The organism is Mesorhizobium sp. STM 4661 (genome assembly GCF_000359125.1).
Lineage (GTDB): Bacteria > Pseudomonadota > Alphaproteobacteria > Rhizobiales > Rhizobiaceae > Mesorhizobium.
Genome location: NZ_CAAF010000010.1, coordinates 1 through 25299, shown reverse-complemented (window position 1 = coordinate 25299; position 25299 = coordinate 1). Strand labels below are relative to the sequence as shown.

The window sequence follows — 25299 nt, the reverse complement described above, 5'->3', positions numbered from 1 at the left end:
TGCGGGGGCGAGGAACCCCAGGTCTTGAGAGGCCCGGGCTTCCTTCGCGCGCTCTCTGTCGCTCCGGCGTCTCGAAACAATACCGCCAACCTCCGTTCACCCCACGCCCGCACCATGCTAACCAGAAACCATGGCACAGAAGAAAGCTTACGAGGTCGATTCGTGGCTCGCGAAGCCTGATCCGCGCGTCTCGATCGTCCTGATCTACGGTCCCGATCGCGGGCTTGTCGCCGAGCGCGCCAAGGCCTTTGCCGCGAAGACCGGGCTGCCGCTCGACGATCCTTTCTCGGTGGTCAGGCTCGACGGTTCGGAGATCGACCGCGACGAGGGCCGCCTGCTTGACGAGGCCCGCACCGTGCCGATGTTTTCGGATCGCCGCTTGTTGTGGGTGCGCAATGCCAGCGGCCAGAAGGCGCTGGCCGAAGACGTCAAGGCATTGACATCGGAGCCCGCGCGCGACGCGATCATTCTCATCGAGGCCGGCGATCTGAAGAAGGGCGTCGGCCTGCGTGCCGTTGTCGAGGCAGCCGACGGCGCCATGGCGCTGCCTTGCTACGCCGACGAGGCCAGGGACATCGATGCGGTCATCGACGACGAACTGCGCAAGGCCGGCATGTCCATGGCGCTCGACGCCCGGCAGGCGCTGCGCCGCAACCTTGGCGGCGACCGGCTGGCCTCGCGCGGCGAGATCGAAAAGCTCGTGCTTTACGCCCATGGCCAGAAGGAAATCGGCCTCGACGACGTCAAGGCAACGTCAGGCGATGTGTCCGGTCTCTCCTTCGACGATGCCGTCGACGCCTTGCTCGAAGGCAAGATCGGTGATTTCGACACCGCCTTCACCCGCCATTGCCAGTCCGGCGGCCAGCCCTTCCTGGTGCTGTCGTCGGCGATGCGGCAATTGCAGGCGGTGCAAGCCATGCGCGGCCAGATGGACTCCGGCGGCCGCAACGCCGCCTCGGTCGTTGCCGCGGCGCGCCCGCCGGTTTTTTTCTCACGGCGAAAATTGGTCGAGAAGGCGCTCGAACGCTGGAACGGCGAGGCGCTCGGTCGCGCGCTCAACCGCTTGCAGACCGCCGTGCTGCAGACCCGGCGGCGGCCGGACCTCTCGGTCGCCTTGGCCCGGCAGGCGCTGCTCGGCATTGCCGTGGAGAGCGCAAGGCTGGCGCAGCGCACCTGATCTCCCCCCCTCGAGGGGGAGATGTCGCCGAAGGCGACAGAGGGGGTCGCCGCGCGTCGAACGCCGACATCTTCTTCTCTTCCGCAAGGCGCCGGCGCTTGATGTGAGACGACCCCTTCTGGCCAGCCGGCAATCTCCCCCTCAAGGGGCGAGATTAGCAGTCTCGGCGATTTCGCCAATCACCAGCGCCGCAAAAGAGAAGGGCTGGCAATCGCCAGCCCTCGTCGTGTTACATGTCCGCCTAGTCCGCGCTTAAACCTAAGCCAGAAGTTTATTTGCCGGCTAACAATAGCTGCGCCTCAACCGCCTACCGCTCTTGCTTCAGCCTTCGACACAATTCATCGAGCTGCTCCAGCGTCCGATAGGACACGTGGAGCGCGCCGCCCTTCCCCTTGTGCTCGATCGAAACGATCATGCCGATCGTGTCGGTCATCAGCTTTTCCAGCGCCAGCGTGTCGGCATCCTTCTGCGCCGGTTGGGCTTTCCTTGGCGCGGCTGGCGCCCCGGCTGGCATCTGCGCCAGCGCTTCGGCCTGGCGCACCGAAAGCCCATCCTCGACGATCCGTTTGGCAAGGCCGGCCGGATCTTCGGCTGTCACCAGCGTGCGGGCATGGCCGGCCGACAGCGCGCCCTCGACCAGCATGTCGCGGATCACATCGGGCAGCTTCAACAGCCTGAGCGTGTTGGCGACATGGCTGCGGCTCTTGCCGATCACCTGGCCAAGATCGGCCTGGGTATAGCCGTGGTCGTCGATCAATTGCTGATAGCCTTGCGCCTCCTCGACCGGATTGAGGTCGGTGCGCTGGACGTTTTCGATGATCGCCAGTTCCAGCGCGGTGCGATCGTTGACGTCGCGCACGATGATCGGGATCTCGGTCAGCCCGGCGCGCTGTGCGGCGCGCCAGCGCCGCTCGCCAGCGATGATCTCGTAGCGGCCGGGCAGCGTCGGCGACGGCCGCGCCACCACCGGCTGCACCACGCCATGTTCGCGGATCGACTGCGCCAGATCGGTCAGTTCGGCCTCGCCGAAATACCGGCGCGGGTTCTTCGGATTGGGGCTGATGAACTCGATCGGCACCTTGCCGTCGGCGCTCATGCCCTGCTTTTCCACCGCTGCCGGGCGATCGATTTCGCCGATCAGCGCCGCCAGTCCCCGCCCCAGTCTTTTTCTTGAAAGGTCTTCAGTCATCGTCCGTCCAGATCGTTTCGGTATCGAATCGGCTTCTTATGCCGCTGCGCCAAAAATCAGGCGGCTTACGCGGCGCGCAATTTTCGCTCGCGGCGGATCACTTCGGAGGCAAGCTGCAGATAGGCCTGGCTGCCCGAGCATTTGAGGTCGTAGAGGATCGCCGGCTTGCCGTAGGACGGCGCCTCGGAGACGCGGACATTGCGCGGGATGATGGTCTCGTAGACCTTATCGCCCATATGCGCCCGCACATCCTGCACCACCTGGTTGGCGAGATTGTTGCGACCGTCATACATGGTCAGCACGATGCCCTGGATGATCAGATCCGGATTGATCGTGCGGCGCACCTGCTCGACCGTTTCGAGCAGCTGACTGAGGCCTTCCAGCGCGAAGAACTCGCATTGCAGCGGAACAAGAACAGAATCGGCTGCCGCCATTGAATTCAAAGTCAAAAGATTGAGCGACGGCGGGCAGTCAATAAGCACATAGCCGAAGGGCGCGCTGCGCTCGCTCGCGGCGCGTAGCGCATTGCGCAGCTTGAGCACCCGGTCGGGCGCGGAAGCAATCTCCATCTCGATGCCGAGCAGGTCGAGCGTCGACGGCACGATCGACAGGCCGGGCACCGCCGTCGGGATCGCCGCCGCTTCCAGACCGAGTTCGCCGGTCAGCACGTCATAGGACGAGACGGTGCGGTCCTTGCGGTCGATGCCAAGGCCCGTCGAGGCATTGCCTTGCGGATCGAGGTCGACGATCAGCACCTTCTCGCCGATCGCCGCCAGCGCCGTGGCCAGGTTTATGGCGGTCGTCGTCTTGCCGACGCCGCCCTTCTGGTTGGCTACGGTGATGATTCGAGGGCCATTCTTCATCATGGATCTATGCCAGAAATTCATTCCGAGGTCGCCAGTTGCAGACAAGTGAGTCACGAATCAGAGAGTTCGCAGGCCAGTCAATTCGAGGATGACGCCATGGGCGTCGGTCACGCTGGCATGTTCTACCAGATCGAAGGACCATCGTTGAGCGCTTTCTGCCACTTCGGCGCGGTAATCCCGGCCTTTGTGCAACAGGCCGTGCGCGCCCTTGGTCAGCCAGGGCGCCGCCAGGTCGAGCAGCATGGGGAGTGAGGCCAGCGCCCTGGCCGTGACGATTTGCGGTGTCGGGACAAGGGAATAGCTGTCGTCGATGCGGCGCGCGACGACCCGCGCCGGCAGGTTGAACTGCCCAACGACCGTTTGCAGGAACGACGCTTTTTTCCGATTGCTTTCAATGAGATCGATGCTGGCGCCATTTCGCTCGGCAAGCAGAAAGGCAAGCACCAGACCGGGAAAACCGCCGCCCGAGCCAAGGTCGACCCAATTCTTCGCCTCGGGCGCGATTCGGGCGAGCTGGGCGCTGTCCAGGATGTGGCGGCGCCAGACATCGTCCTGCGTCGATTGTGCCGCCAGGTTTATCCGACGGTTCCACTTCTGGAACACCCGTTCGAATTCGACCAGACGATCGAATGTTTCACGTGAAACCGGGCCGGCTGCCTCTTGCAGGCTCGCCCAGGACGCAGCGCTCACGCAGCGTCCCTTTGCGCGGCCTCTGCGTTGCGGACATGCGCGACAATGATCGCCAGTGCCGCCGGCGTCATGCCTTCCATGCGCTGTGCATCGGCAATGGAGCGCGGCTGACGCGTCCGCATCTTCTGCTTCAGCTCGTTGGAAAGGCCCGGGACGGCGGCGAAATCGAGAGAAGCCGGGATCAGCCGGCTCTCCTCATGCCTGATCTGCGTGACATCGGCCTGCTGACGGTCAAGATAAACCGAATATTTCGCCTCCGTTTCGAGGCGTTCCGCCGTCTTGGCGTCGATGGCGCCAAATGCCGGCGCAATCCGCGCCAGCCAGGCGATGTCGACGCCGGGATAGGCGAGCAATTCATAGGCCGAGCGGCGCACGCCGTCCTTGTTGATCTCCAACCCATGGCGCGCCGCCTCGTTGGGGGTCATGGTGATGCCCTGCGCCAGCGCCCGCGCCGTCTCCAGACCCTGCAGGACATCACTGAACCGCTGCGTCCGCTGTTGCGAGGCGATTCCCAGCTTCATGGCCAAAGGCGTCAACCGCTCATCGGCATTGTCCGCCCTGAGCGACAGCCTAAACTCGGCCCGCGAGGTGAACATGCGGTAGGGTTCGCTGATGCCGCGGCTGGTCAGGTCGTCGACCATCACCCCGATATAGGCCTCGGTGCGGCTGAGCACGATCTGGTCGCTGCCGGATGCCTTGCGCGCGGCGTTGAGGCCGGCAAGCAGCCCTTGCGCCCCGGCCTCTTCATAGCCGGTCGTGCCGTTGATCTGCCCGGCGAGGAACAGACCGCCGATCCGCTTCGTTTCCAGTGTCGGCGACAATTCCCGCGGATCGACATGATCATATTCGATGGCGTAGCCCGGCTGCAGCATGGCCGCTCGCTCCAGGCCGGGGATGGTCTTCAATATGTCGAGCTGCACGTCTTCGGGGAGCGATGTCGAAATGCCGTTCGGGTAGACGGTGTCGTCGTCCAGCCCCTCGGGCTCGAGGAAAATCTGATGGCCCTCGCGGTCGCCGAACTTGACGATCTTGTCCTCGATCGACGGACAGTAACGCGGCCCGACGCCCTCGATCGAGCCGGAATACATGGCGGAACGGCCGAGATTGGCGCGGACCAGCTCGTGCGTGGCGGTCGTCGTGCGGGTGATGCCGCAATGGATCTGCGGATTCTCGATTGCGTCGGTCAGCAGCGAGAACGGCACGGGATATTCATCCGCCGCCTGGCTCTCCAGCGAGGCCCAGTCGATGGTGCGCCCGTCAAGCCGCGGCGGCGTGCCGGTCTTCAGCCGCCCCAGCTTGAAGTCCACGCGGCTCATCGTCGCCGAGAGACCGAGGCTGGCCTGTTCGTTCATCCGGCCGGCGACGATCTTCTTCTCGCCGATATGGATCAGGCCGCGCAGGAAGGTTCCGGTCGTCAGCACCACGGCGCCGCAGCTGAGTCTTCGGCCATCGGCCAGCAGCACAGCCGCTATGCGCCCATCGGCGATTTCAAAATCCAGCACCTCGCCTTCGACGATTTCGAGATCGTTCTGCTCCCGAATCGCTGCTTGCATGGCAAGGCGATAGAGCTTGCGGTCGGCCTGAGTCCGTGGCCCGCGCACGGCCGGCCCCTTGCGGCGGTTGAGCAGCCGGAACTGGATACCGGCCGCATCCGCGACGCGCCCCATCAGCCCGTCCATGGCGTCGATCTCGCGGACCAGATGCCCCTTGCCAAGGCCGCCAATCGCCGGATTGCAGGACATGACGCCGATCGTGTCGAAGCGCAGCGTCACCAGGGCGGTGCGCGTCCCGGCGCGCGCGGCAGCACTAGCCGCCTCGCAACCCGCATGGCCGCCGCCCACCACAACCACATCATAGCGATCGGTCATTCCAGTGTTCCAGTTTCAGAGTGGTCGACACTTGTGCCCACCGGGCCGCGCTGTCAAGAACATCAGGCAAATCGTTTCACGTGAAACAATGCAACGAGACGACAGCTACCGAACTTCGTCATCCTAGGGCGAAGCAAGGGAGCGAAGCGACGCGGCGCAGACCCTAGGATCCATGCCGTGACATTAAAGCGTCGCGGCGGTGCAAGGACTTTTGAAGCCGGGCACGAAGGCGGACCGTCAACTGCCATTTCATTCTGCACTGCAGCATTCTCCGGCTGACGTCATGGCATGGATCCCAGGGTCTGCGCTCCGCTTCGCGTTCGCTCCGCCCTAGGATGACGAAGGTATGGTGCCCATGCTTCAGTGCCTGACTGTTTCACGTGAATCACTATCGCCATCAACCGCAATGTTTCACGTGAGTCATTTGCCGATGCAGAACTGTGAGAAGATCACATCCAGCAAATCCTCGACATCGACCGATCCGACGATTCGCCCGAGCCGGTCCGCCGCCAGGCGCAATTCCTCCGCCCGCAATTCCTGCCCGCGCCGGTCCTCGGCAAGGGCTGCAAGCAGATACCGCTTTGTCTCGTTAAGAAGCTCGACATGCCGCAGCCGCGACGGCAGGATGTCGCCGGCCTGGCCGATTTCCGCCGCGGCGCGGCGTCCGATCTCTGCCAGCAATTCCGGCACACCCGTGCCATCCTTGGTCGAGATAGGAGTATCGTAGTTTGCGCCCGAAGAGAGCGGCTGGATCAGATCGACTTTTGTTCCAATCCTTAACACTGGGGCGTTGGCTGGGAGCGCGCCAACCGGGACCGGATTGGCCATGTCCTCCAGCACCAGCAAAAGGTCGGCCCCATGCGCCTTTGCGCGCGCCTTCTCGATGCCGATCGCCTCAACCCTGCCCGGCGCATCGCGAAGACCGGCCGTATCCGTCACCCTGACCCGCACCCCTGAGAGATCCAGCACCACTTCGAGCAGATCGCGGGTCGTGCCGGGTTCATCGGTGACGATCGCCGCCTCGCGCCGCGCCAGCGCGTTGAACAGGCTGGATTTCCCGGCATTCGGCGCGCCCAGGATGACGACTTCGAACCCGTCGCGGATGATTTCGGCGGCGCGGAACCCTTCGACATGGCGGCTGATCTCGTCGATCATTGCCCCGACGTCCGACCAGACCGCATCCGCCACGGAACCCGGTACATCGTCCTCGTCGGCGAAGTCGATCTCGGCTTCGATCATCGCCCGCGCATGGATGAGCCGCCGGCGCCAGCCGAGATAGAGCTCGCTTTGCGCGCCTTCGGCATTCCGCACGGCAAAGCGCCGTTGCGCCTCGGTCTCTGCGTTGACGAGATCGGCCAGCGCCTCGGTCTCGACGAGGTCGACCTTGCCGTTGAGAAAGGCGCGCCGGGTGAATTCGCCGGGCTCGGCATGCCTGACGCCGTCGAAGCGGGCGATCGTCTCCAGCATTGTCGCCGCGACGGCGCGTCCGCCATGGACATGGAACTCGGCGACATCCTCGCCGGTAAAGCTGTGGGGACCGGGGAAGAAGACAACCAACCCGGTGTCGAGCAAGGTTCCATCCTGTGCCCGGAGCCTGCGCAGCGTCGCGATGCGGTCCTTAACCATACCACCGGCAATCGTTTCGACTACGAATCGAGTCTGCGCGCCCGAAATGCGGATAACGGCGATGCCGGCGGGCAGCCGGCCGCTGGAAAGAGCAACAATGGAATTGCCTGAAATCATTTGCCCGCTCTATTCAACCGCCCTAGCTTGCCAGAGAACCGCCCCCGCTTCCCCAACACCGTCAACCGAGCTTGCTCACAGTGACATTGCCCGCGCAAAATCTGCTTGCCGAAGAAGCCAGCCCCTATCTGCGGCAGCACAGCGGCAATCCGGTGCATTGGCGGGCGTGGTCGCCAGCAGCGCTTGCGGAAGCCAGGACGCTGGACCGGCCGATCCTGCTCTCCGTCGGCTATGCCGCCTGCCACTGGTGCCACGTCATGGCGCATGAGAGCTTCGAAAAAGACGACGTGGCCGCCGTCATGAACCGTCTCTTCGTCAATATCAAGGTCGACCGCGAAGAGCGGCCGGACATCGATCAGATCTATATGGCCGCGCTGTCCTCGATGGGCGAGCAGGGCGGCTGGCCGCTGACCATGTTCCTGACGCCGGATGGCAAGCCATTCTGGGGCGGCACCTATTTTCCGCGCGAGGCACGCTACGGCCGCCCGGGCTTCATCCAGGTGATGGAGGCGGTCGACAAGGCCTGGCGCGACAAGCGGCCGAGCCTCAACCAAAGCGCCGACGGCCTGATCACACATGTCGAGGCGCGGCTGGCGGGCGCTCATGCCAAAGGCGTGCTCGACCGCGATACGCTGGCGACACTCGCCAATGGCATCGACGGCATGATCGACAGGGAACTGGGCGGGTTGCGCGGTGCGCCGAAATTCCCCAACGCCCCCTTCATGCAGACGCTCTGGCTGTCCTGGCTGCGCGACGGCGCAACATCCCATCGCGACGCCGTCCTCGCCAGCCTCGAAAGGATGCTGGCCGGCGGCATTTATGACCATGTCGGCGGTGGCTTGAGCCGCTACTCGACCGATGCCGAGTGGTTGGTGCCGCATTTCGAAAAGATGCTCTATGACAACGCCCAGTCCATCCGCCTGTGCAACTGGGCCTATGCCGCGTCGGGCAATGATTTGTTCCGGATACGAATCGAAGAGACGATAGACTGGCTGCTGCGCGAGATGTGCGTCGAAGGCGGCGCCTTCGCCGCCAGCCTCGATGCCGACAGCGACGGCGAGGAGGGGCTTTTCTACACCTGGGGCAGGGAAGAGATCGAGGCCACTTTTGGCAACGAATCAGCCTTGTTTTTCAAATACTTCACGCTTTCCGCGCCGCATGGCTGGGAGGGCAGGCCGATCCTCCATCAGACGGCTGCCCAGCAGATGCAAAGCGTGGCCGATCGTGACCTTCTCGTTCCCTTGAAGGAAAAACTGCTGGCAGCGAGAAAAGAACGCGTCAGGCCTGGGCGCGACGGCAAGGTCCTGACTGACTGGAACGGCCTGATGATCGCGGCCATGGCCGAGACGGGCCGGTTTTTTAACCGGGCCGACTGGATCGAAGCGGCTGAAATAGCTTTTGCCCACATCGCCAATGCCGCCCAGGACAACCGTTTGCCGCATTCAATGCTCGGCGCGAAGAAACTGTTTCCAGCTCTGTCCAGCGACTATGCCGCCATGACCAACGCCGCAATCGCGCTGTTCGAGGCCACAGGCAATTCGAAATACGTCGATCGGGCAGGGCAATTCGCCGAACAGCTCGACGTCTGGCACCAGGATGACGAAAAAACCGGCTACTATCTGACCGCGTCGGACAGCACAGATGTGCCGATCCGCATCAGGGGCGATGTCGACGAAGCCATTCCCTCGGCCACTGGCCAGATCATCGAGGCTCTGGTCCGGCTGTCTTCCATCACTGGCGATCTCGAACTGCAGGAGAGGGCCTGGAAAATCGCCGAGCACGCGGCCGGCCGTGCTGCGCACCAGACCTATGGCCAGGCCGGCATCATCAACGCCTGCGTGCTGATGCTGGAACCGCTGAAATTGGTGATCGTCGATAACCCGAAGAATCCAAGTCTTGTTCCGGTTGCGAATCGAAATCCGGACCCGCGCCGGGTGGATATTGTCGTGGCGATCGGCACGGAGATGAATCGACCGACATTGCCAGGCGGGATCCTGCCGCCGACAGACAGGCCCGGCGCCTGGTTGTGCACGGGGCAGGTTTGTTTGCCGGTGGTGAGGGAAGTCGGAGATTTGGAGCGCTTGTTACGTCGTCAATAGGCGCAACGATGCGCCGAACGCTGGAGGGACAGCGCCCCCCTCTGTCCTGCCGGACATCTCCCCCACTTGGGGGGAGATCGGAAGCTTCGCCGGCAGCGTCCTTTTTGCAAGGATTGGTGATTGGCGAAATCAATGATGACGGCCAATCTCCCTCCTTGTGGGGGAGATGTCCGGCAGGACAGAGGGGGGCGCGAAGGGACGCCGGCCTCTGACCGCCCCAATCACGTATTCATCGAATCGAAGAAATCCGCATTCGTCTTGGTTTGCTTCAGCTTGTCGATCAGGAACTCGATTGCGTCGGTCGTTCCCATCGGCGCCAGGATGCGGCGCAGCACGAAGACCTTCTGCAGGTCCTGCTTGGAGACCAGAAGGTCTTCCTTGCGGGTGCCGGACTTCAATATGTCCATGGCCGGATAGATGCGCTTGTCGGCCACCTTGCGGTCAAGCTGGATTTCGCAGTTGCCGGTGCCCTTGAACTCTTCGAAGATGACTTCGTCCATGCGGCTGCCGGTATCGATCAGCGCGGTCGCGATGATGGTCAGCGAACCGCCTTCCTCGATGTTGCGGGCGGCGCCGAAGAAGCGCTTCGGCCGCTGCAGCGCATTGGCGTCGACACCGCCGGTCAGCACCTTGCCGGAGGACGGCACCACGGTGTTGTAGGCGCGGCCAAGGCGGGTGATCGAATCGAGCAGGATGACGACGTCGCGGCCATGTTCGACCAGGCGCTTGGCCTTCTCGATCACCATTTCGGCGACCTGGACGTGGCGCACCGCCGGCTCGTCGAAGGTCGAGGAGATCACCTCGCCCTTCACCGAGCGCTGCATGTCGGTGACTTCCTCCGGCCGCTCGTCGATCAGAAGCACGATCAGGTAGCATTCCGGATGGTTGGCCGTGATCGAGTGGGCGATGTTCTGCATCAGCACGGTCTTGCCTGTACGCGGCTGCGCGTTGATCAAAGCCCGCTGGCCCTTGCCGATCGGCGCCACCAGGTCGATAACGCGCGCCGAGATGTCCTTGCTGGTTGGATTGTCGATCTCCATCTTCAGCCGTTTGGTCGGATAGAGCGGCGTCAGATTGTCGAAATGAATCTTGTGGCGGATCTTCTCGGGGTCGTCGAAATTGATCGTGTTGACCTTGAGCAGGGCGAAATAGCGTTCGCCTTCCTTCGGGCTGCGGATCGGCCCTTCGACGGTGTCGCCGGTCTTCAGCGAAAAGCGGCGGATCTGCGAGGGCGAGATATAGATATCGTCGGGACCCGGCAGATAATTGGCATTGGCCGAGCGCAGGAAGCCGAAGCCGTCCTGCAGCACCTCGACGACGCCGTCGCCGATGATCTCGATCTCCTGGGCGGCCAGTTTCTTAAGGATGGCGAACATCAGCTCCTGCTTGCGCATGACGCTGGCGTTCTCGACCTCGAGCGATTCGGCATAGGCGATCAGCTCTGGTGGTTTCTTGTTCTTGAACTCGGTGAGTTTCATTTCTTGCATAGACGGACTCTGAATCGGATTTGGGAAAAAATATCGGCGGGATGCGACAAATGCCGGGCGCGGCCGAAAGCGATGAAGGGGCGGCGCATGACGGGAAGGAAGACCCGTCTTTTATCGTCGGTCGGGTGAAAGAGCAAGCCGCCTTTTGCTGGTCACACCAGCAGCGCCACGATGCGTCAGAACGGCTTCACGATGACCAGCACGACGATGACGATCATCAGCAATGTGGGGATTTCATTGACGATCCGCCAGTGCCTCGCGGGCTTTTCATTGCGATCCTCGGCGAATTTCCGCACCGCACCCGCGAGATAGCCATGAACGGCGGAGAGGCCAAGCACCGCCGCGATCTTGGCATGCAGCCAGCCGCCCTGAAAACCGAAGCCTTTCCAGGCGAGCCAGAGGCCGAATGCCCAGGTAATCACCATCGCCGGATTGATGATGCCGCGCAGCAGGCGGCGCTCCATCACCTTGAAGGTTTCCGACTGCACCGAACCTTTTTCCGCATCGGCATGATAGACCAGCAACCGCGGCAGATAGAGCATGCCCGCCATCCACGAGATGACGGCAATGACGTGTATCGCCTTCGCCCAGGGATAGAAATCCTCCGGTCCAAACAGGAACAGCAGTCCTACCAGCACGAGAAAAACAGCTATCGCGATTGCCGCCCGGCGCATCGCCGCTCCGCCGCCAGTACCTTTGCCCATCATCGTCATGATACGCTCCTCACCTGCTTCACCATCTGCTCGACATGCGCCAGCGGCGTCTCCGGCGTGATGCCATGGCCGAGATTGAAGATCAGCGGCCCATCGCCCAATGCCTTCAGGATCGCCTCGACGCCCTCGGCAAGCGCCTTGCCGCCGGCCACCAGCCGCAACGGATCGAGATTGCCCTGGACGGCGCCATCCCGCTGCAATCCCTGAGCCGCCGTCAGCGGCACGGTCCAGTCGAGGCCAAGGCCGGTCACGCCGGTCTTCTGGCGATAGCGCCGGTAGTGGTCGCCGGCGCCCTTGGGAAAGCCGATGACCGGAACATCGGGATGAACGGCTCGGACCTGCCTGACGATGTCAGCCACCGGCTTGACGCAGAACAGTTCGAAGGACGCCTCGTCGAGCACGCCGGACCAGGAGTCAAAGATCTGCACCACATCGGCGCCGGCTTCTATCTGGCGGATGAGATAGGCGGCGGAATGATCGGCTAGCACTTTGAGCAGCTGTAAAAAGGCCGCAGGCTCACGATAGGCGAACAGCCGCGCCGGCGCCTGGTCGGGCGTGCCATGCCCGGCGATCATATAGGTCGCCACCGTCCACGGCGCGCCGCAGAAGCCGATCAGCGTCGTTTCACCGGGCAATTTTGCGCGCAACCGGCGCACCGCCTCGTAGACCGGTTCGAGATTCACGTGAAACGTTTTGCCATCGAGAGCGGAAATCCCGGCCGCTGAGATCGGCGTCAGCAGCGGCCCGCGGCCTTCCTCGAAGCGTACGTCGCGGCCCAGCGCATGCGGCACGACGAGGATATCGGAGAACAGGATCGAAGCGTCGAAGCCAAAGCGCTCGATCGGCTGCAGCGTGACCTCGACGGCAAGATCCGGATTGTAGCAAAGATCGAGGAACGAGCCGGCGCGTTTACGCGTCTCCCGGTACTCCGGCAGATAGCGGCCGGCCTGACGCATCATCCAGAGCGGCGGCGGAGCTGCCGTCTTGCCCTTCAGCACGTCCAGCATGATGCGGTTTTCAGGCATTTGGCACTCGCCTCTCCAGTGCAGTGACCTTCGTCATCCCAGAGCGGAGCAGGAGCGAAGCGACGTCGCGGAGACCCTGGGATCCATGCCGTGACCTTTGTGGCATACGAAAGCGGATCAGAATCGAGTGCCTCTTCGCATCGGCCGGCGGATACGGTCGCCATTCCGAACCGCTGCATTCTTCGACCAGTGTCACGGCATGGATCCCAGGGTCTGCACTCCGCTTCGCGTTCGCTCCGCCCTGGGATGACGAAGGCATGGTGGCCTGCAGCCAATTGCGAACGTTAGCAACCGGCGGCTGAAGGCCGGGCGGCAACGATCGTTTATGATCTCTTTTAGGCCAGATCAAAGGGTCAAATCCTCTGCCTCTCCAGGCTTCTCTATAATCAAATATTCTATTTCTAAGAATCTTCTGATTCTAAGAGTCTGTTGGTATTGGTGGTTGCCACCTGTCCCGCTTTGGCCCGCCGAAGGCCAGCCAGCATATTGTCGCGTGCTTCTCCGACGGGATTGTAGGACTTTGTGGAAAGGCGGGAATCTCTGACCGGAGTCAATGCGTTATGGTTGGCCCGAAGAAAACGACCCTGTGGATGACGCGAAGGCAAAAACACTCGTCCACGGATTTGTCCCCAGCCGTCCGGCGAAGCCGACAGCGCATCGAATTGTGGACAAACTGCCATCTGATACAGTCCCCTCCGACCGTTCGATCTTTCCGGCCGTCTTTATCCACACCGGCCCACAGCCTGGAATGACCCCTGTGAACAAACCGCAGAGCTTCTTTCACCTTCACCTGATTTCCGATGCCACCGGCGAAACGCTGCTCGCCGCCGGCCGCGCGGCGTCGGCGCAATACAAGGATGCGCGCGCCATCGAGCATATCTACCCGCTCATCCGCACCGAAAAGCAGGTGACGAAGGTGTTCGAGGATATCGAGGAGGAGCCGGGCATCATCCTTTATACTGTCGTCGACCAGAAGCTCGCCCGCGGCATCGATGAGCGCTGCGCTACAATGGGTCTGCCTTGCGTCTCTGTTCTGGAGCCGGTGCTGACCGTCTTCCAGTCCTATCTGGGCACCCCGGCGGGCCGCCGCGTCGGTGCCCAGCATGTTCTCGACGCCGACTATTTTCGCCGCATCGATGCGCTCAACTTCACCATGGACCATGATGACGGCCAGCTGCCGGCCAATATGGACGATGCCGACGTCGTGCTGATCGGCATTTCGCGCACCTCCAAGACGCCGACCAGCATCTATCTCGCCAATCGCGGTATCAAGACCGCCAACATCCCGATCGTGCTTGGTGTGCCGGTGCCGGAAAGCCTGGTCTATGCCAGAACACCGCTGATCGTCGGGCTGATCGCTACCGCCGAGCGCATCTCGCAGGTTCGCCAGAACCGCATCCTGTCCAACACCAGTTCTTATGAGCCGACCGACTATGTCGACCGCGCCGCGATCAACGAGGAACTTGCCTATGCCCGCAAGATCTGCACCCGGCATGGCTGGCCAATGATCGATGTCAGCCGCCGCTCGATCGAGGAAACGGCGGCGGCCATCGTTGCCCTGAGGGGGAAGAACAGATAATTGGAGCCGTACGCTGCGTTGCTGACACCGGCCGCCGAGAAGCTCGAAAGTCACGGCATGGATCCTAGGGTCTCCGCGACGGAGCTTCGCTCCTGCTCCGCCCTAGGACGACGAATGGGAAGATCGTTTCTGCCAATCTCCAACGCTTGCGCAGTTAGCAGCGGGCCGCTGTGTTTTCGTCATCCTAGGGCGGAGCAAGGAGCGAAGCGACGCAGCGCAGACCCTAGGATCCATGCCGTTACCGTGGCGGCGGAGTGCGGCAATCCAAGACATTGCTCGCGCGCCCGTCTCCGGCTCGGTTCAACCAGATCAATGGACTTTTAAGCGACTAGGCAACGAAAATCATGACCGAAAAAATCATCCTCGCTTCCGGCAGTCCATTCCGCAAGGCGATGCTCGTCAACGCCGGTGTCGCCATCGAGGCGGTCCCACCGGAAGTCGATGAGCGGGCGCTGGAAGCGCCGTTGCAGGACAGCGGCATTTCGCCGGAGGACGTCGCCCTGGTGCTCGCCGAAGCCAAGGCCACCGAGGTCAGCGCGCGCAGGCCCGGCGCCCTGGTGCTCGGCTGCGACCAGACGCTGTCGCTGGGCGACGAGGTGTTCCACAAGCCTGCCGACATGGAGGGCGCGCGCCGCCATCTCCTGGCGCTGTCGGGCAAGACCCATCAGTTGAACAGCGCCGCGGTGCTTGCCCGCAACGGCGAGATTCTGTGGCGCCATGTCGGCGTCGCCAGCCTGACCATGCGAAAACTCGATCCGGCCTTCATCGGCCGCCATCTGGCGCGTGTCGGCGCCAAGGCGCTGGCAAGCGTCGGCGCCTATCAGATCGAGGGCGAGGGCATCCAGCTTTTCGAAAAAATCGAGGGCGACCATTTTACGATTGTCGGCTTGCCGCTGCTGCCGGTGCTGGCGAAGCTGCGCGCCCTTGGAGCCATCGATGGCTGAGGGTGCGAAAAAGGCCTTCGTCACCGGCCATCCCATCGCCCATTCGAGATCCCCGAAGATCCATGGCCACTGGCTGGCGACATACGGCATCGACGGCAGCTACCGGGCGATCGATGTCGCGCCGGCCGATTTTGCCGAATTCGTGCGGACGCTCGAGGCGAATGGTTACCGGGGTGGCAACGTCACCATTCCGCACAAGGAGGCGGCCTTTGCGCTTGTCCCGCGTCGCGACGATGCGGCCGAAGCGATCGGCGCGGTCAACACGCTGTGGTTCGAGGATGGAACCCTGTGCGGCGGCAACACCGACGGCCATGGTTTTGCCGCCAATCTCGACGAGCACGCGCCGGGCTGGGCGGCAAACGGCCCGGCCGTGGTGCTCGGCGCCGGCGGCGCTTCGCGTGCGGTCATCCATGCGCTGCTCGAGCGCGGCGTCAGCGACATCCGCATCGTCAACCGGACGCTTGCGAGGGCTGAAGAACTCAGCCACCGCTTCGGCAGCGGCGTTTCCGCGCACGGAATGGCCGCGACCGGCGAGCTGCTGGCCGATGCCGGCCTGCTGGTCAACACGTCAGCGCTCGGCATGCATGGCAATGAAGGCCTTTCCGCCGACCCGGTGGGACTGCCGGCTCACGCCCTCGTCACCGACCTTATCTATGTGCCGCTGGAGACACCGCTTCTCGCTGCGGCGCGCGCGAGAAATCTGAAGACGGTCGACGGGCTGGGCATGCTGCTGCACCAGGCCGTGCCCGGCTTCGAGCGCTGGTTCGGCGTCCGGCCTGAAGTCACCGCCGAACTCAGGCGGATGATTGTTGCCGATCTCGGCGCCAAGAAATGACGAGCAGAACAATGATCGTCCTCGGCCTCACCGGATCGATCGGCATGGGCAAGTCGACCACGGCAAGGATGTTTGCCGAGGCGGGCGTGCCCGTCCATGATTCCGACGAGACCGTCCATCGACTTTATGCCGGCAAGGCCGCGCCGTTGGTCGAGGCGGCCTTTCCCGGAACCACGGTTTCCGGTTCGGTCGATCGCACGAAGCTGGGCGAGCATGTGCTCGGCGATGCCGCGGCCTTGAAACGGCTGGAAGCGATCGTCCATCCGCTGGTGCGGGCCGATGCCGATGCCTTCCTGGCAGGGAATCGCGCCGCCGGCGCGCCGCTTGTCGTTCTCGATATCCCGCTGCTGTTCGAGACCGCCGGTCGGGGCCGCGTCGACAAGGTCGTGGTCGTCACCGCGCCGGCCGACATCCAACGCGCCCGCGTGCTGGCGCGGCCGGGCATGAGCGAGGCGAAGCTGGCCGCGATCCTTGCCAAGCAGGTTCCCGATGCCGAAAAGCGTCGGCAGGCCGATTTCATCATCGATACCGGCTTGGGCTTTGACGCCGCGCGCGCCGCGGTTGCCGCGATCATCGCCGAACTGACCGGGGTTAAGTCCGGCTCCTGACGCCAGCTTTTCCTTGCCATTTTGTTCTGGTGTATGATTCTGCTCCTTAAGGACGGACTGATTCGATGCGCGAGATCATCTTCGATACGGAAACCACCGGTCTCGATTCCCGCGAGGATCGCGTCATCGAGCTTGGCGGCGTCGAGCTGGTCAACCGCTTTCCGACCGGCCGCACCTTCCATCACTACATCAATCCGCAAGGTCGCCCGATCCATGCGGAGGCGCAGGCGGTGCATGGCATCAGCGCCGCCGACCTTCAGGGCAAGCCGACCTTCAGCGACATCGCCGAGGAATTTCTCGCCTTCATCGACGGCGCCAAGCTGGTCGCCCACAATGCGACATTCGATATCGGCTTCCTCAATCTCGAATTCGGCCGTCTCGGCCATCCGGTCATCGATCCGGGCCGTGTCGTCGACACGCTGGCGCTGGCGCGCCGCAGGCATCCGATGGGTCCAAATTCGCTGGATGCGCTGTGCCGGCGCTACGGCATCGACAATGGCCGCCGCACCAAGCACGGCGCGTTGCTCGATTCGGAATTGCTGGCCGAAGTCTATATCGAGCTCATCGGCGGCAAGCAGGCGGCGCTCATCCTCGACAGCGTGGCGGTGCAAATCAACGGTGCGGGCGAAGTCGCCGACATCGACATCAGCATTGCCGCCAGGCCGATCGCCCTGCCGCCGCGCCTGACGGAAGCCGAGCGTGCCGCGCATGCCGGCCTGGTCGGCACGCTGGGCGAAAAGGCGCTCTGGCTGCGGGTGGGCGGGGTAGCGGTAGCGTCCTTCGCGCCTTCGTCATCCTAGGGCGGAGCAAGGAGCGAAGCGACGCGGCGCAGACCCTAGGATCCATGCCGTGACCGTTGCGCCGTACTCTGGCGGATCAGAATCAAGCGCCTACCAGCCGGTTCCACGAAAGAGTTCAAACCACTCCGGATTGGCCTTTTCGATTAGCTCGATCTTCCATTGTCGCGGCCATCGCTTGATCGACTTCTCGCGCTGGATGGCGTCGGTAATGTCGAAATATTCTTCGTACCAGACCAGCCGCTGTACACCATAATGGCTCGTGAAGCGCGAGCCGGTGCCGGATTTGTGCTCAGGCATGCGGCGGCCAAGATCGTTGGTAACGCCGATATAAATCGTACCGCGCTTCTGGCTTGCGGTTATATAGATGTAGCCGGTCATGGCTTCAGGGTAGCGAGCGGCGGTGCGCGCACAAGCGCCATTCTGATCCGCCGCATTCTACGACCAATGTTACGGCATGGATCCTAGGGTCTGCGCTGCGTCGCTTCGCTCCTTGCTTCGCCCTAGGATGACGAAGGGACGGTTGCCGACAGCCAATCGCCGATCTTGAAGAGCGGTTCGCGGCCGACATCTCAAAACAAAAAGCCCGGCGCGGAGCCGGGCTTTCAAACGCTAACGAACAAGCCTTCTCAGCTCACCTGGACCTTGGCGGCGGCCTGGTCCTCGGCCAGCTTCTGCTGGAACATCTGGGCGAAATCGATCGGATCCAGCATCAACGGCGGGAAGCCGCCATTGCGCGTCGCCTCGGCAATGATCTGCCTGGCGAACGGGAACAGGAGCCGCGGGCATTCGATGAACAGGATCGGCAGCATGTGTTCCTGCGGGAAGCCGCTGATGGCGAACACGCCGCCATAGACCAGCTCGACATTGAACAGCACTTCCTGGTCGAAGGACGCCTTGGCGTTTAGCGTCAAATTGACGTCGAACTGCTTGTCGGACAGCGGGTTGGCGTTGACATTGACGTTGATGGCGATGCCGGGGGCCTTGTCGCGGCCGCGCAGCGAGTTCGGTGCGCCGGGGCTTTCGAAGGAAAGGTCCTTCACATACTGGGCGAGCACGTTGAGCGAGGGTTGCGCCGCGTTGCCGTTGCCATTGGCCGCGCCGGTCGGCGCGTCGTCATTGCTGGCCATTAGCCGTTGTCCTTTTGCCTCGGCAGCGTTGCTGCCCGGATTGAAATCGGGCGTTCGCTACCATGGTCGGCATGACAAGACAAGTTTTGCGGGCGCTATTCGTCCTTGAGGCGGCGCCACGGAGAATTGTGGTCGGGGCCGCGCTTATAATCGTCGCCGCGCGAATAATCGCTGTCGTCCAGATCGATGATTTTGTCGCGAGGCCGGGTCCGGAACCCGCCGGTGCCGAAATCGGTGGCCAGCACGATGCGGCCTTTCAGCATCCGCCAGGCAAGATCGCGAACCATTGGCAGCAGCAATATAATGGCGAAAATATCCGTGATGAAGCCGGGGATGATGAGCAGGATGGCCGCCAGCACGATCATGGTGCCATGCGCGAGCTGGCGGCTTGGATCGCGTCCGGCGTCCATCTCGGCGCGCACGCGCGCCATGACGCCAAAACCCTGGTGTCTGAGCAGCAGCATGCCCGACACGCTCGAAGCCAGCACCAGCCCGACAGTCGCCAGCGCGCCGACCTGGCGGCCGACAATGACGAAACCGGCGATCTCCAGCAGCGGAAGCGCAAGCAGGAAGAGGGGAAGCAGCGAAATACGCAAGTCTTGACCGATCGTTTCCATGTTTTGCCGGCCGGCGGGCAATCGCCGCTGGCACTAGCCCTGTTAGATAGGTATGCCTGCCTTTGATTTGAATGATTGCAGTTTGCGTTCTATATGCTTTGGATGTTGAACGCTATGCGACCGCGGCCCTTGCTTGGCGCGCGGTCCGGCTGGAGTAGGGATTGATTGGCGGAAGATATGGGATTCTTCGACTTCGGCACGATTTTCTTTCTGATCGCGGCGGTGGTGATCTTTTTCCAGCTGCGCAATGTGCTCGGCCGCCGCACCGGCAGCGAGCGCCCGCCCTTCGATCCCTATACGGCAAGCCGCACGGACAAGGACGCTGCCCAGAAACAAGAGAATGTGGTCTCGCTGCCGCGCAAGCGGGCGCCGGGAGAGCCGGCGGGCGACATTTATGCGGCGATCGACGCCTTCGCCAAGCCTGACACCGATCTCAACAAGGGCCTGCGGACGATCAAGGACAATGATCCGACATTCGAGCCGAAGACCTTCGTCGACGGCGCCAAGATGGCCTATGAGATGATCGTCATGGCCTATGCCGATGGCGATCGCAAGACGCTGAAGAACCTGTTGTCGCGCGAGGTCTATGACGGTTTTGTCGCGGCAATAGGCGAGCGCGAGGCGAAATCGGAAAAGATCCAGTCCTCCTTCGTCGGCATCGACAAGGCCGACATCGTTTCCGCCGAGATGAAGGGCGGCGAGGCGCATCTCACCCTGCGCATCGTCAGCGAACTGATTTCCGCGACCCGCGACAAGGCCGGCGCCGTCATCGACGGCGATCCCGAGACCGTCGCCGAGGTCAAGGATGTCTGGACCTTCGCCCGCGACACGCGCTCGCGCGATCCGAACTGGAAGCTCGTCGCCACCGAAGAAGAAGACTGAACCCAATGCATGTCGCCCAAAAGTGCGCAGCGGTTTTTGGGGTTAACGACATGCATCAAACAAAGAAGCATGTCGCCCAAAAGTGCGCAGCGGTTTTGGGATGACGACATGCATGAAAGGTCAGCGGCGAGGCCTGTCGTGTCGCTATCGCCCCTCTTTGTCGAAAAATCCTTCGACGAGCTGCCCGGCTGGGACGAAGACGATCATCTCCAGGCCTTTGCCGCCTTTCGTCGCTCGGCCTTTCATGTCCTGACCAAGCCGTATCGCTCCGGCGCCCTTGGCGTCGATTTCAGCACCTTTGCCCAGGCCTATGCGGAAGCGCGTACCGTTTCGCCGGCGAATCGGTCGCCATTTTCGAATCGGCCGCAGGCGAGGGGCTTCTTCGAACGCCATTTTATCCCGGCGCATATCCGGGCCGAGAGTGGCGGCGCCGGCCTGGTCACCGGCTTCTACGAGCCCGTGGTCGAGGCCTCGCCGGTCCGAACCGGGCGATTTTCGGTGCCGCTGCTGTCTCGCCCGGCCGACCTCATCGACATCGACGACGCCAACCGACCGGCCGGCATGGATCCCTATCTCGCCTTCGGCCGTGACACGCCGCACGGGTCGGTCGAGTATTTCGACCGCGGCGAGATCGAGCGCGGTGCGCTGAAGGGCAGAGCCCTGGAAATCGCCTGGCTCGCCGACAAGGTCGACGCCTTCTTCATCCATGTTCAAGGCGCGGCGCGGCTGAAGATGACCGACGGCCGGCTTCGCCGCGTCACCTATGCCGCCAAATCCGGCCAGCGTTTTACCGGACCGGGCAAGATCCTGAGTGCATCAGGCGAAATCCCGTTGGAAAAGGTGACGATGCAGTCGATCCGCGCCTGGTTCAAGGCGCATCCGGACCGCGTCGACGAGATCCTGTGGCAGAACCGCTCCTATATCTTCTTTCGCGAGGCGCCATTTGACGAAGCAGTTGGCGACGATCCGGCGCTTGGTCCGATCGCCGCCGCCAAGGTGCCGCTGACGCCGGGCCGCTCGGTCGCCGTCGACCGCCTGCTCCACACATTCGGCACGCCGTTCTACATCGACGCGCCGTCGCTGACCGCCTTCGACAAAAAGCCGTTCCGGCGGCTGATGATCGCGCAGGACACCGGCTCGGCCATCACCGGTCCGGCGCGCGGCGACCTGTTCGCCGGATCGGGCGATGCGGCGGGCGAAATTGCCGGCGTCGTCCGCAACCCCGCCGATTTCTATGCGCTGATTCCGCGTGCGCTTGTTGGGCGCCCACGATGACCAAGCGCACCGACAGGCTGAGCGAGGACGACCGGGTGCTGTGGAACCTGGTGGCGCGCACCGCCAAGCCGCTGAAGGGCAAGACCGCGGTCGGTGGTCCGGGCCTCGCTCCGGATGCCGGCGACGAGGCCAGGCCAAGGCCGCAAGCAATTCAGGGCGCGGCTGCGGCAACACAAAAACCGAAAACGCAGCATGTTTCGCATGCGCTCGACGAACCGACGCTGGACAAGCTGTCCAAGGGCCGGCTGCCGATCGAAGGCCGCGTCGACCTGCATGGCCTGACCCAGGACGAGGCCTATTCGCTGCTGTTTTCCTTCCTGCACCGGGCGCATGCCGGCGGCATCCGCTATGTGCTGGTCATCACCGGCAAGGGGTCGTCCTCGGGCGGCGACGGCGTGTTGCGGCGCGCCGTGCCGGCCTGGCTGTCGACACCCGCATTCAGGCCGCTCGTCTCCAGCCACGACCATGCCGCCCGCAATCATGGCGGCTCGGGCGCGCTCTATATTCGCTTGCGGCGGGCGCGCTAAATGAGGAGGGGCGCGTGACCCCGTTCGGCGAGAAGCTGCGCCAATTGCGCGGCGAACGCGGCGTCAGCCAGAAGGCCATGGCCGAGGCGATCGGCGTCAGCGCCGCCTATCTGTCGGCGCTGGAGCATGGCCGCCGCGGCGCGCCGACCTGGACGCTGATCCAGAAGATCATCGGCTATTTCAACATCATCTGGGACGATGCCGAGGAGCTGGCGCGACTGGCTGAAAGCTCGCATCCGCGCGTAAAACTCGACACGTCGGGCCTGACGCCTGCCGCCACCGAGCTTGCCAATCTTCTGGCCGAGAACATCGAAAAACTGGACGAGGCGGAGCTTCGCCGCATCACCGCATCGATCCGCGCCGCACTCGATCCGCGGAAATAAGCCGGTCGGCGGAAAACTCTACTTGACCGCGCCGACCACAACCTGCTGGCCACCACGGATCGAGACCCAGCGGCCAGTATTGTCGATCGCCTGCCGCTTGAGGAAGCGGTAACCGGTCTGGTCCCATGACAGGACCTTGCTGTTCAGATTGTCGAGGACGTAGTCGCCTTTGGTGGTGCGCACCGTCAGCACCGCGTGGCCCGCGCCGTCGGGCTTGCGCAGGACGGTTATGAGCAGGTCGGCGAACGACACGCCGAGGCGGTTCAACTCGCGGCGCTTTTCCAGGACGTAGTCCTCGCAGTCGCCGACGCCATTGTCGGGATAGGCCCAGACCTCGTCCTTGCCGTAGATCTCGTAGTCGCTCTCCGGCTTGACGGCGGCGTTGACCTTGTCGTTGACGCTGATCAACTTGCGCCAGAGCGAGCCGGTCATGGCGGCGGGGGCGAGATTGGCCGGGCGGATCGAGCACTCGCCCGGATAGGCCTTGCAGAAATCGTAATGGCCGATCGGTTGCGATGTCGGGCCACCGGTCACCATCGGGCTGGCCGCCAGAGCCGATGTCGCCCAACCTCCCGAAATCGCCAGCCCGGCCACAACGCACCGGCGCAGCTTTCGCGCCACCTTTGAGGAAATCATTGTCCCCGCTCGTCCCATGTTGTTAACGAAACGTTAAGGGCGATTTACACTCCGTGTCAATTATGCAAACGGCGAGATTTGCGACATGGTTACCTGCACAGCCGAAAAAGCGGCTATTGTGCAACATCCCTACCCCTTGGCCTACCCCTTGGCGGCGCGCACCAGCCTCGGTTTCACCGCAACGCGGGTCTGGCGGCCGTAGCTGGTGATGAAGTCGACGATGCGCGGCACGATTTCGGAGCGGAAGCGCGAGCCGTTGAAGACGCCGTAATGGCCGACCGCCGGCTGCATGTAGTGGGCGTGCCTGTCCGCGGGGATGTTGACGCACAGATCGTGCGCCGCCTTCGTCTGGCCGAGGCCGGAAATATCGTCGTTCTCGCCCTCGACCGTGAACAGGGCGACATTGCGGATATCAGACGGGTCGACGGCCACGCCGCGATGCGTCATCTCGCCCTTGGGCAAGGCATGGCGGACGAACACGGTATCGACCGTCTGCAGGTAGAACTCCGCCGTCAGGTCCATCACCGCCAGATATTCGTCGTAGAAATCGCGGTGCTTCTCGGCATTGTCGCCATCATGCTTCACCAGATGCATGAAGAAGTCCTTGTGGGCGATGATGTGGCGGTCGAGATTCATGCTCATGAAGCCCGAAAGCTGCAGGAAGCCGGGATAGACCTCGCGGCCGAAGCCCGGCACCGGCCAGGGCGCCTGCATGACGACATTGTCGCGGAACCAGTCGATGCCCTTTTCCTCGGCCAGAAGATTGACCGCGGTCGGATTGCGGCGTGTGTCGATCGGCCCGCCCATCAGCGTCATCGTCGAGGGGACGAACGGGTCGCCGCGCGTCTCCATCAGCGCCACCGCCGCCAGCACCGGCACGGAAGGCTGGCACACCGCCATGACATGGGTGTCGGGCCCCAGCGCATGCAGCATGTCGACGATGTAATCGATATAGTCGTCGAGGTCGAAGCGGCCCTCGCTGAGCGGCACCATGCGGGCGTCGACCCAGTCCGTGATGTGCACGTCGGCATAGGGCAGCATCGCTTCGACCGTGCCGCGCAAAAGCGTCGCGTAATGGCCGGACATCGGCGCCACGATCAGCAGCTTCGGATCAGGCCGGCGCCCTGCCGGAACGGCGCGCTCGAAACGGACCAGATTGCAGAACGGCCGCGACCAGACGGTCTTTTCGCTGACCTCGACATTCTTCCAGTCGACGACCGTCTTCGTCAGGCCGAACCGCGGCTTGCCGTAGCGGCGCGTGGTGCGCTCGAACAATTCGGCCGCCGCCGCGACCGAACGGCCCCAGTGCGTGTGCGAAAACGGATTGAGCGGATTTGTGTAAAGCAACCGCACCGCATCGGCATAGAGGCGCGCCGGCTGCAGGGCTGCGTGGTTCAGTTCGTAGATCTGGTAGAACATCGGGAACCCCGCGGCTGCAGCACCAAGAGGACGACGGGCAGCGCCGAACCCTGAATGTCTGCCGGGGAAGTTAACAACAAATTGCTGCGATGCAATACGTCAGGTGCCGTGATCTATGCACTTCTTTCGTCCAAGGCCTTGGGAATCCGCCCTCCACAGCCAGAGCCGGCTCAATGTGCGCCCGCGAAGACGCGGAGTGGTGTCCAGCGGGAACCTGTTTCGACCGCCGGAGCCCAAACAGGCTCAGACGCGTGCCATGCACACGGACGTATGGCCCGAGCCGATGAAGCCGAGCCGGCTGGCGGCGCCCTTCGACAGATCGAGCATGCGCCCCTTGATGAACGGGCCGCGATCGTTGATGCGCACGACGACGCTGCGGCCATTGTTGCGGTTGGTCACTTTCAGCCTGGTGCCGAAGGGCAGGCTGCGGTGTGCCGCGGTCAGTGCCGAGGGGTTCATGCGCTCGCCGGAAGCGGTTTTCGAATGCAGCGCGTACCAGGAGGCACGCCCGCACTGGGCGGCGGCGGGAGAGACGGATGCGCCGACCATCAGGCCAGCCGCTATCGTCACCGCGACAAGCGCGGTCTTGTTGTTCTTCTTCATTTGGAAGGCTCCGTTGACAGAACCGCGCCGTTAGGTGGCGAATAAGGCAGGAAATGCGGCAAGCATCCGGCAGTTCCGTGGCAAGAGCACACGTTTGGAGTCGCTGCGAAACAGTCTGTCAGAGGTTTTCAGTCGTCTGGGCGCGAGTCTTGGCTGATATCCGAATGGATATCGCAGATGTCTTCAGCGAGATTGCCGGTCGGAATA

25 protein-coding genes are annotated in these 25299 nt (G+C 63.1%); 11 read left to right on the top strand and 14 right to left on the bottom strand.

Going from position 1 to position 25299, the window contains the following annotated elements; genetic code table 11:
- The first annotated feature begins 130 nt into the window (after positions 1-130).
- The gene (gene holA / locus MESS4_RS03480; RefSeq protein WP_006326614.1) at positions 131-1177 is read left to right on the top strand and encodes a DNA polymerase III subunit delta; all 1047 of its coding nucleotides are present in this window, start codon (positions 131-133) and stop codon (positions 1175-1177) included.
- A gap of 307 nt (positions 1178-1484) precedes the next feature.
- Here holA and MESS4_RS03475 read toward each other — a convergent pair whose 3' ends face one another.
- The 5 genes from MESS4_RS03475 to mnmE form a co-directional block, all read right to left on the bottom strand.
- Positions 1485-2366, bottom strand: a complete 882-nt coding sequence (locus MESS4_RS03475) for a ParB/RepB/Spo0J family partition protein (protein WP_006326613.1) — start codon at positions 2364-2366, stop codon at positions 1485-1487.
- Positions 2367-2431: 65 nt separating this feature from the next.
- Positions 2432-3232 carry a ParA family protein gene (locus MESS4_RS03470; protein ID WP_006326612.1) on the bottom strand — a complete coding sequence of 267 codons (801 nt, stop codon included), beginning with the start codon at positions 3230-3232 and terminating at the stop codon, positions 2432-2434.
- 57 nt (positions 3233-3289) lie between these two features.
- Complete coding sequence (gene rsmG / locus MESS4_RS03465) at positions 3290-3922, bottom strand: 16S rRNA (guanine(527)-N(7))-methyltransferase RsmG (protein WP_006326611.1); 633 nt, start codon at positions 3920-3922, stop codon at positions 3290-3292.
- A complete protein-coding gene (gene mnmG / locus MESS4_RS03460) occupies positions 3919-5790 on the bottom strand; it encodes a tRNA uridine-5-carboxymethylaminomethyl(34) synthesis enzyme MnmG (protein WP_006326603.1) in 1872 nt (623 codons plus the stop codon). The genes rsmG and mnmG overlap by 4 nt, the downstream gene beginning before the upstream one ends.
- 420 nt (positions 5791-6210) lie before the next feature.
- Positions 6211-7533 carry a tRNA uridine-5-carboxymethylaminomethyl(34) synthesis GTPase MnmE gene (mnmE, locus tag MESS4_RS03455; protein ID WP_006326601.1) on the bottom strand — a complete coding sequence of 441 codons (1323 nt, stop codon included), beginning with the start codon at positions 7531-7533 and terminating at the stop codon, positions 6211-6213.
- 80 nt (positions 7534-7613) lie between these two features.
- Here mnmE and MESS4_RS03450 point away from each other — a divergent pair, with 80 nt between their 5' ends.
- Positions 7614-9632: a thioredoxin domain-containing protein gene (locus MESS4_RS03450; protein WP_006326600.1), complete on the top strand. Its 2019-nt coding sequence runs from the start codon at positions 7614-7616 to the stop codon at positions 9630-9632.
- 221 nt (positions 9633-9853) lie between these two features.
- Here the strand turns inward: MESS4_RS03450 and rho are convergent, their stop codons facing one another.
- The 3 genes from rho to hemE all read right to left on the bottom strand — a co-directional run bounded on the left by rho (position 9854) and on the right by hemE (position 12857).
- Positions 9854-11119, bottom strand: coding sequence for a transcription termination factor Rho (rho, locus tag MESS4_RS03445; protein WP_006326593.1), 1266 nt, complete (start codon positions 11117-11119; stop codon positions 9854-9856).
- Positions 11120-11295: 176 nt separating this feature from the next.
- A complete protein-coding gene (hemJ, locus tag MESS4_RS03440; protein WP_157385507.1) occupies positions 11296-11826 on the bottom strand; it encodes a protoporphyrinogen oxidase HemJ in 531 nt (176 codons plus the stop codon).
- Between the two features lie 2 nt (positions 11827-11828).
- Positions 11829-12857, bottom strand: a complete 1029-nt coding sequence (gene hemE / locus MESS4_RS03435) for a uroporphyrinogen decarboxylase (protein WP_006326591.1) — start codon at positions 12855-12857, stop codon at positions 11829-11831.
- A 748-nt stretch (positions 12858-13605) separates the two neighbouring features.
- On the opposite strand from hemE, the gene MESS4_RS03430 reads away from it, so the two are divergent.
- The 5 genes from MESS4_RS03430 (at position 13606) to dnaQ (ending at position 17623) form a co-directional block, all read left to right on the top strand.
- Complete coding sequence (locus MESS4_RS03430) at positions 13606-14436, top strand: pyruvate, water dikinase regulatory protein (protein WP_244441045.1); 831 nt, start codon at positions 13606-13608, stop codon at positions 14434-14436.
- 344 nt (positions 14437-14780) lie between these two features.
- Positions 14781-15380 carry a Maf-like protein gene (locus MESS4_RS03425; protein ID WP_006326589.1) on the top strand — a complete coding sequence of 200 codons (600 nt, stop codon included), beginning with the start codon at positions 14781-14783 and terminating at the stop codon, positions 15378-15380.
- Positions 15373-16215 (top strand): shikimate dehydrogenase, encoded by an 843-nt coding sequence (locus tag MESS4_RS03420; RefSeq protein WP_006326588.1) that lies wholly within the window; start codon positions 15373-15375, stop codon positions 16213-16215. The genes MESS4_RS03425 and MESS4_RS03420 overlap by 8 nt, the downstream gene beginning before the upstream one ends.
- Positions 16216-16226: 11 nt before the next feature.
- Positions 16227-16823, top strand: a complete 597-nt coding sequence (gene coaE / locus MESS4_RS03415; protein WP_006326587.1) for a dephospho-CoA kinase — start codon at positions 16227-16229, stop codon at positions 16821-16823.
- A gap of 65 nt (positions 16824-16888) precedes the next feature.
- Positions 16889-17623: a DNA polymerase III subunit epsilon gene (dnaQ, locus tag MESS4_RS03410; protein WP_006326586.1), complete on the top strand. Its 735-nt coding sequence runs from the start codon at positions 16889-16891 to the stop codon at positions 17621-17623.
- A 90-nt stretch (positions 17624-17713) separates the two neighbouring features.
- Here the strand turns inward: dnaQ and MESS4_RS03405 are convergent, their stop codons facing one another.
- From MESS4_RS03405 to MESS4_RS03395, 3 genes are all read right to left on the bottom strand, one after another.
- Entirely contained in the window at positions 17714-18001 is a 288-nt protein-coding gene (locus MESS4_RS03405; RefSeq protein ID WP_006326585.1) for a GIY-YIG nuclease family protein, read from the bottom strand.
- A gap of 248 nt (positions 18002-18249) precedes the next feature.
- The gene (gene secB / locus MESS4_RS03400; RefSeq protein ID WP_006326584.1) at positions 18250-18750 is read right to left on the bottom strand and encodes a protein-export chaperone SecB; all 501 of its coding nucleotides are present in this window, start codon (positions 18748-18750) and stop codon (positions 18250-18252) included.
- A gap of 95 nt (positions 18751-18845) precedes the next feature.
- A complete protein-coding gene (locus MESS4_RS03395; protein ID WP_081609630.1) occupies positions 18846-19346 on the bottom strand; it encodes an FxsA family protein in 501 nt (166 codons plus the stop codon).
- A gap of 198 nt (positions 19347-19544) precedes the next feature.
- Between MESS4_RS03395 and MESS4_RS03390 the strand changes: the two genes are divergently transcribed.
- From MESS4_RS03390 to MESS4_RS03375, 4 genes are all read left to right on the top strand, one after another.
- Positions 19545-20249, top strand: a complete 705-nt coding sequence (locus MESS4_RS03390) for a Tim44/TimA family putative adaptor protein (protein WP_006326580.1) — start codon at positions 19545-19547, stop codon at positions 20247-20249.
- A gap of 138 nt (positions 20250-20387) precedes the next feature.
- Entirely contained in the window at positions 20388-21524 is a 1137-nt protein-coding gene (locus tag MESS4_RS03385) for a murein transglycosylase A (RefSeq protein WP_036240594.1), read from the top strand.
- Positions 21521-22051 carry a Smr/MutS family protein gene (locus MESS4_RS03380; RefSeq protein WP_006326578.1) on the top strand — a complete coding sequence of 177 codons (531 nt, stop codon included), beginning with the start codon at positions 21521-21523 and terminating at the stop codon, positions 22049-22051. The genes MESS4_RS03385 and MESS4_RS03380 overlap by 4 nt, the downstream gene beginning before the upstream one ends.
- 14 nt (positions 22052-22065) lie before the next feature.
- Positions 22066-22434: a helix-turn-helix domain-containing protein gene (locus tag MESS4_RS03375; RefSeq protein WP_006326577.1), complete on the top strand. Its 369-nt coding sequence runs from the start codon at positions 22066-22068 to the stop codon at positions 22432-22434.
- An 18-nt stretch (positions 22435-22452) separates the two neighbouring features.
- Here the strand turns inward: MESS4_RS03375 and MESS4_RS03370 are convergent, their stop codons facing one another.
- From MESS4_RS03370 to MESS4_RS03360, 3 genes are all read right to left on the bottom strand, one after another.
- Positions 22453-23070: a transglutaminase-like cysteine peptidase gene (locus MESS4_RS03370; RefSeq protein WP_006326576.1), complete on the bottom strand. Its 618-nt coding sequence runs from the start codon at positions 23068-23070 to the stop codon at positions 22453-22455.
- 141 nt (positions 23071-23211) lie between these two features.
- Positions 23212-24489 carry a polyhydroxyalkanoate depolymerase gene (locus MESS4_RS03365; RefSeq protein WP_006326575.1) on the bottom strand — a complete coding sequence of 426 codons (1278 nt, stop codon included), beginning with the start codon at positions 24487-24489 and terminating at the stop codon, positions 23212-23214.
- A 243-nt stretch (positions 24490-24732) separates the two neighbouring features.
- Positions 24733-25092, bottom strand: coding sequence for a septal ring lytic transglycosylase RlpA family protein (locus MESS4_RS03360; RefSeq protein WP_006326574.1), 360 nt, complete (start codon positions 25090-25092; stop codon positions 24733-24735).
- Positions 25093-25299 lie beyond the last annotated feature (207 nt).

Excerpts from the sequence above, each read along its gene's own strand:
- secB (WP_006326584.1), bottom strand. The coding sequence starts at position 18,750 with ATGGCCAGCAATGACGACGCGCCGACCGGCGCGGCCAATGGCAACGGC.
- MESS4_RS03360 (WP_006326574.1), bottom strand. The coding sequence starts at position 25,092 with ATGAAGAAGAACAACAAGACCGCGCTTGTCGCGGTGACGATAGCGGCT.
- MESS4_RS03370 (WP_006326576.1), bottom strand. The coding sequence starts at position 23,070 with ATGATTTCCTCAAAGGTGGCGCGAAAGCTGCGCCGGTGCGTTGTGGCC.
- hemE (WP_006326591.1), bottom strand. The coding sequence starts at position 12,857 with ATGCCTGAAAACCGCATCATGCTGGACGTGCTGAAGGGCAAGACGGCA.
- mnmG (WP_006326603.1), bottom strand. The coding sequence starts at position 5,790 with ATGACCGATCGCTATGATGTGGTTGTGGTGGGCGGCGGCCATGCGGGT.
- MESS4_RS03425 (WP_006326589.1), top strand. The coding sequence starts at position 14,781 with ATGACCGAAAAAATCATCCTCGCTTCCGGCAGTCCATTCCGCAAGGCG.
- MESS4_RS03420 (WP_006326588.1), top strand. The coding sequence starts at position 15,373 with ATGGCTGAGGGTGCGAAAAAGGCCTTCGTCACCGGCCATCCCATCGCC.
- mnmE (WP_006326601.1), bottom strand. The coding sequence starts at position 7,533 with ATGATTTCAGGCAATTCCATTGTTGCTCTTTCCAGCGGCCGGCTGCCC.
- MESS4_RS03390 (WP_006326580.1), top strand. The coding sequence starts at position 19,545 with ATGGGATTCTTCGACTTCGGCACGATTTTCTTTCTGATCGCGGCGGTG.
- MESS4_RS03430 (WP_244441045.1), top strand. The coding sequence starts at position 13,606 with ATGACCCCTGTGAACAAACCGCAGAGCTTCTTTCACCTTCACCTGATT.
- MESS4_RS03380 (WP_006326578.1), top strand. The coding sequence starts at position 21,521 with ATGACCAAGCGCACCGACAGGCTGAGCGAGGACGACCGGGTGCTGTGG.
- MESS4_RS03365 (WP_006326575.1), bottom strand. The coding sequence starts at position 24,489 with ATGTTCTACCAGATCTACGAACTGAACCACGCAGCCCTGCAGCCGGCG.
- MESS4_RS03405 (WP_006326585.1), bottom strand. The coding sequence starts at position 18,001 with ATGACCGGCTACATCTATATAACCGCAAGCCAGAAGCGCGGTACGATT.
- dnaQ (WP_006326586.1), top strand. The coding sequence starts at position 16,889 with ATGCGCGAGATCATCTTCGATACGGAAACCACCGGTCTCGATTCCCGC.
- coaE (WP_006326587.1), top strand. The coding sequence starts at position 16,227 with ATGATCGTCCTCGGCCTCACCGGATCGATCGGCATGGGCAAGTCGACC.
- hemJ (WP_157385507.1), bottom strand. The coding sequence starts at position 11,826 with ATGATGGGCAAAGGTACTGGCGGCGGAGCGGCGATGCGCCGGGCGGCA.
- rho (WP_006326593.1), bottom strand. The coding sequence starts at position 11,119 with ATGCAAGAAATGAAACTCACCGAGTTCAAGAACAAGAAACCACCAGAG.
- MESS4_RS03470 (WP_006326612.1), bottom strand. The coding sequence starts at position 3,232 with ATGATGAAGAATGGCCCTCGAATCATCACCGTAGCCAACCAGAAGGGC.
- MESS4_RS03475 (WP_006326613.1), bottom strand. The coding sequence starts at position 2,366 with ATGACTGAAGACCTTTCAAGAAAAAGACTGGGGCGGGGACTGGCGGCG.
- holA (WP_006326614.1), top strand. The coding sequence starts at position 131 with ATGGCACAGAAGAAAGCTTACGAGGTCGATTCGTGGCTCGCGAAGCCT.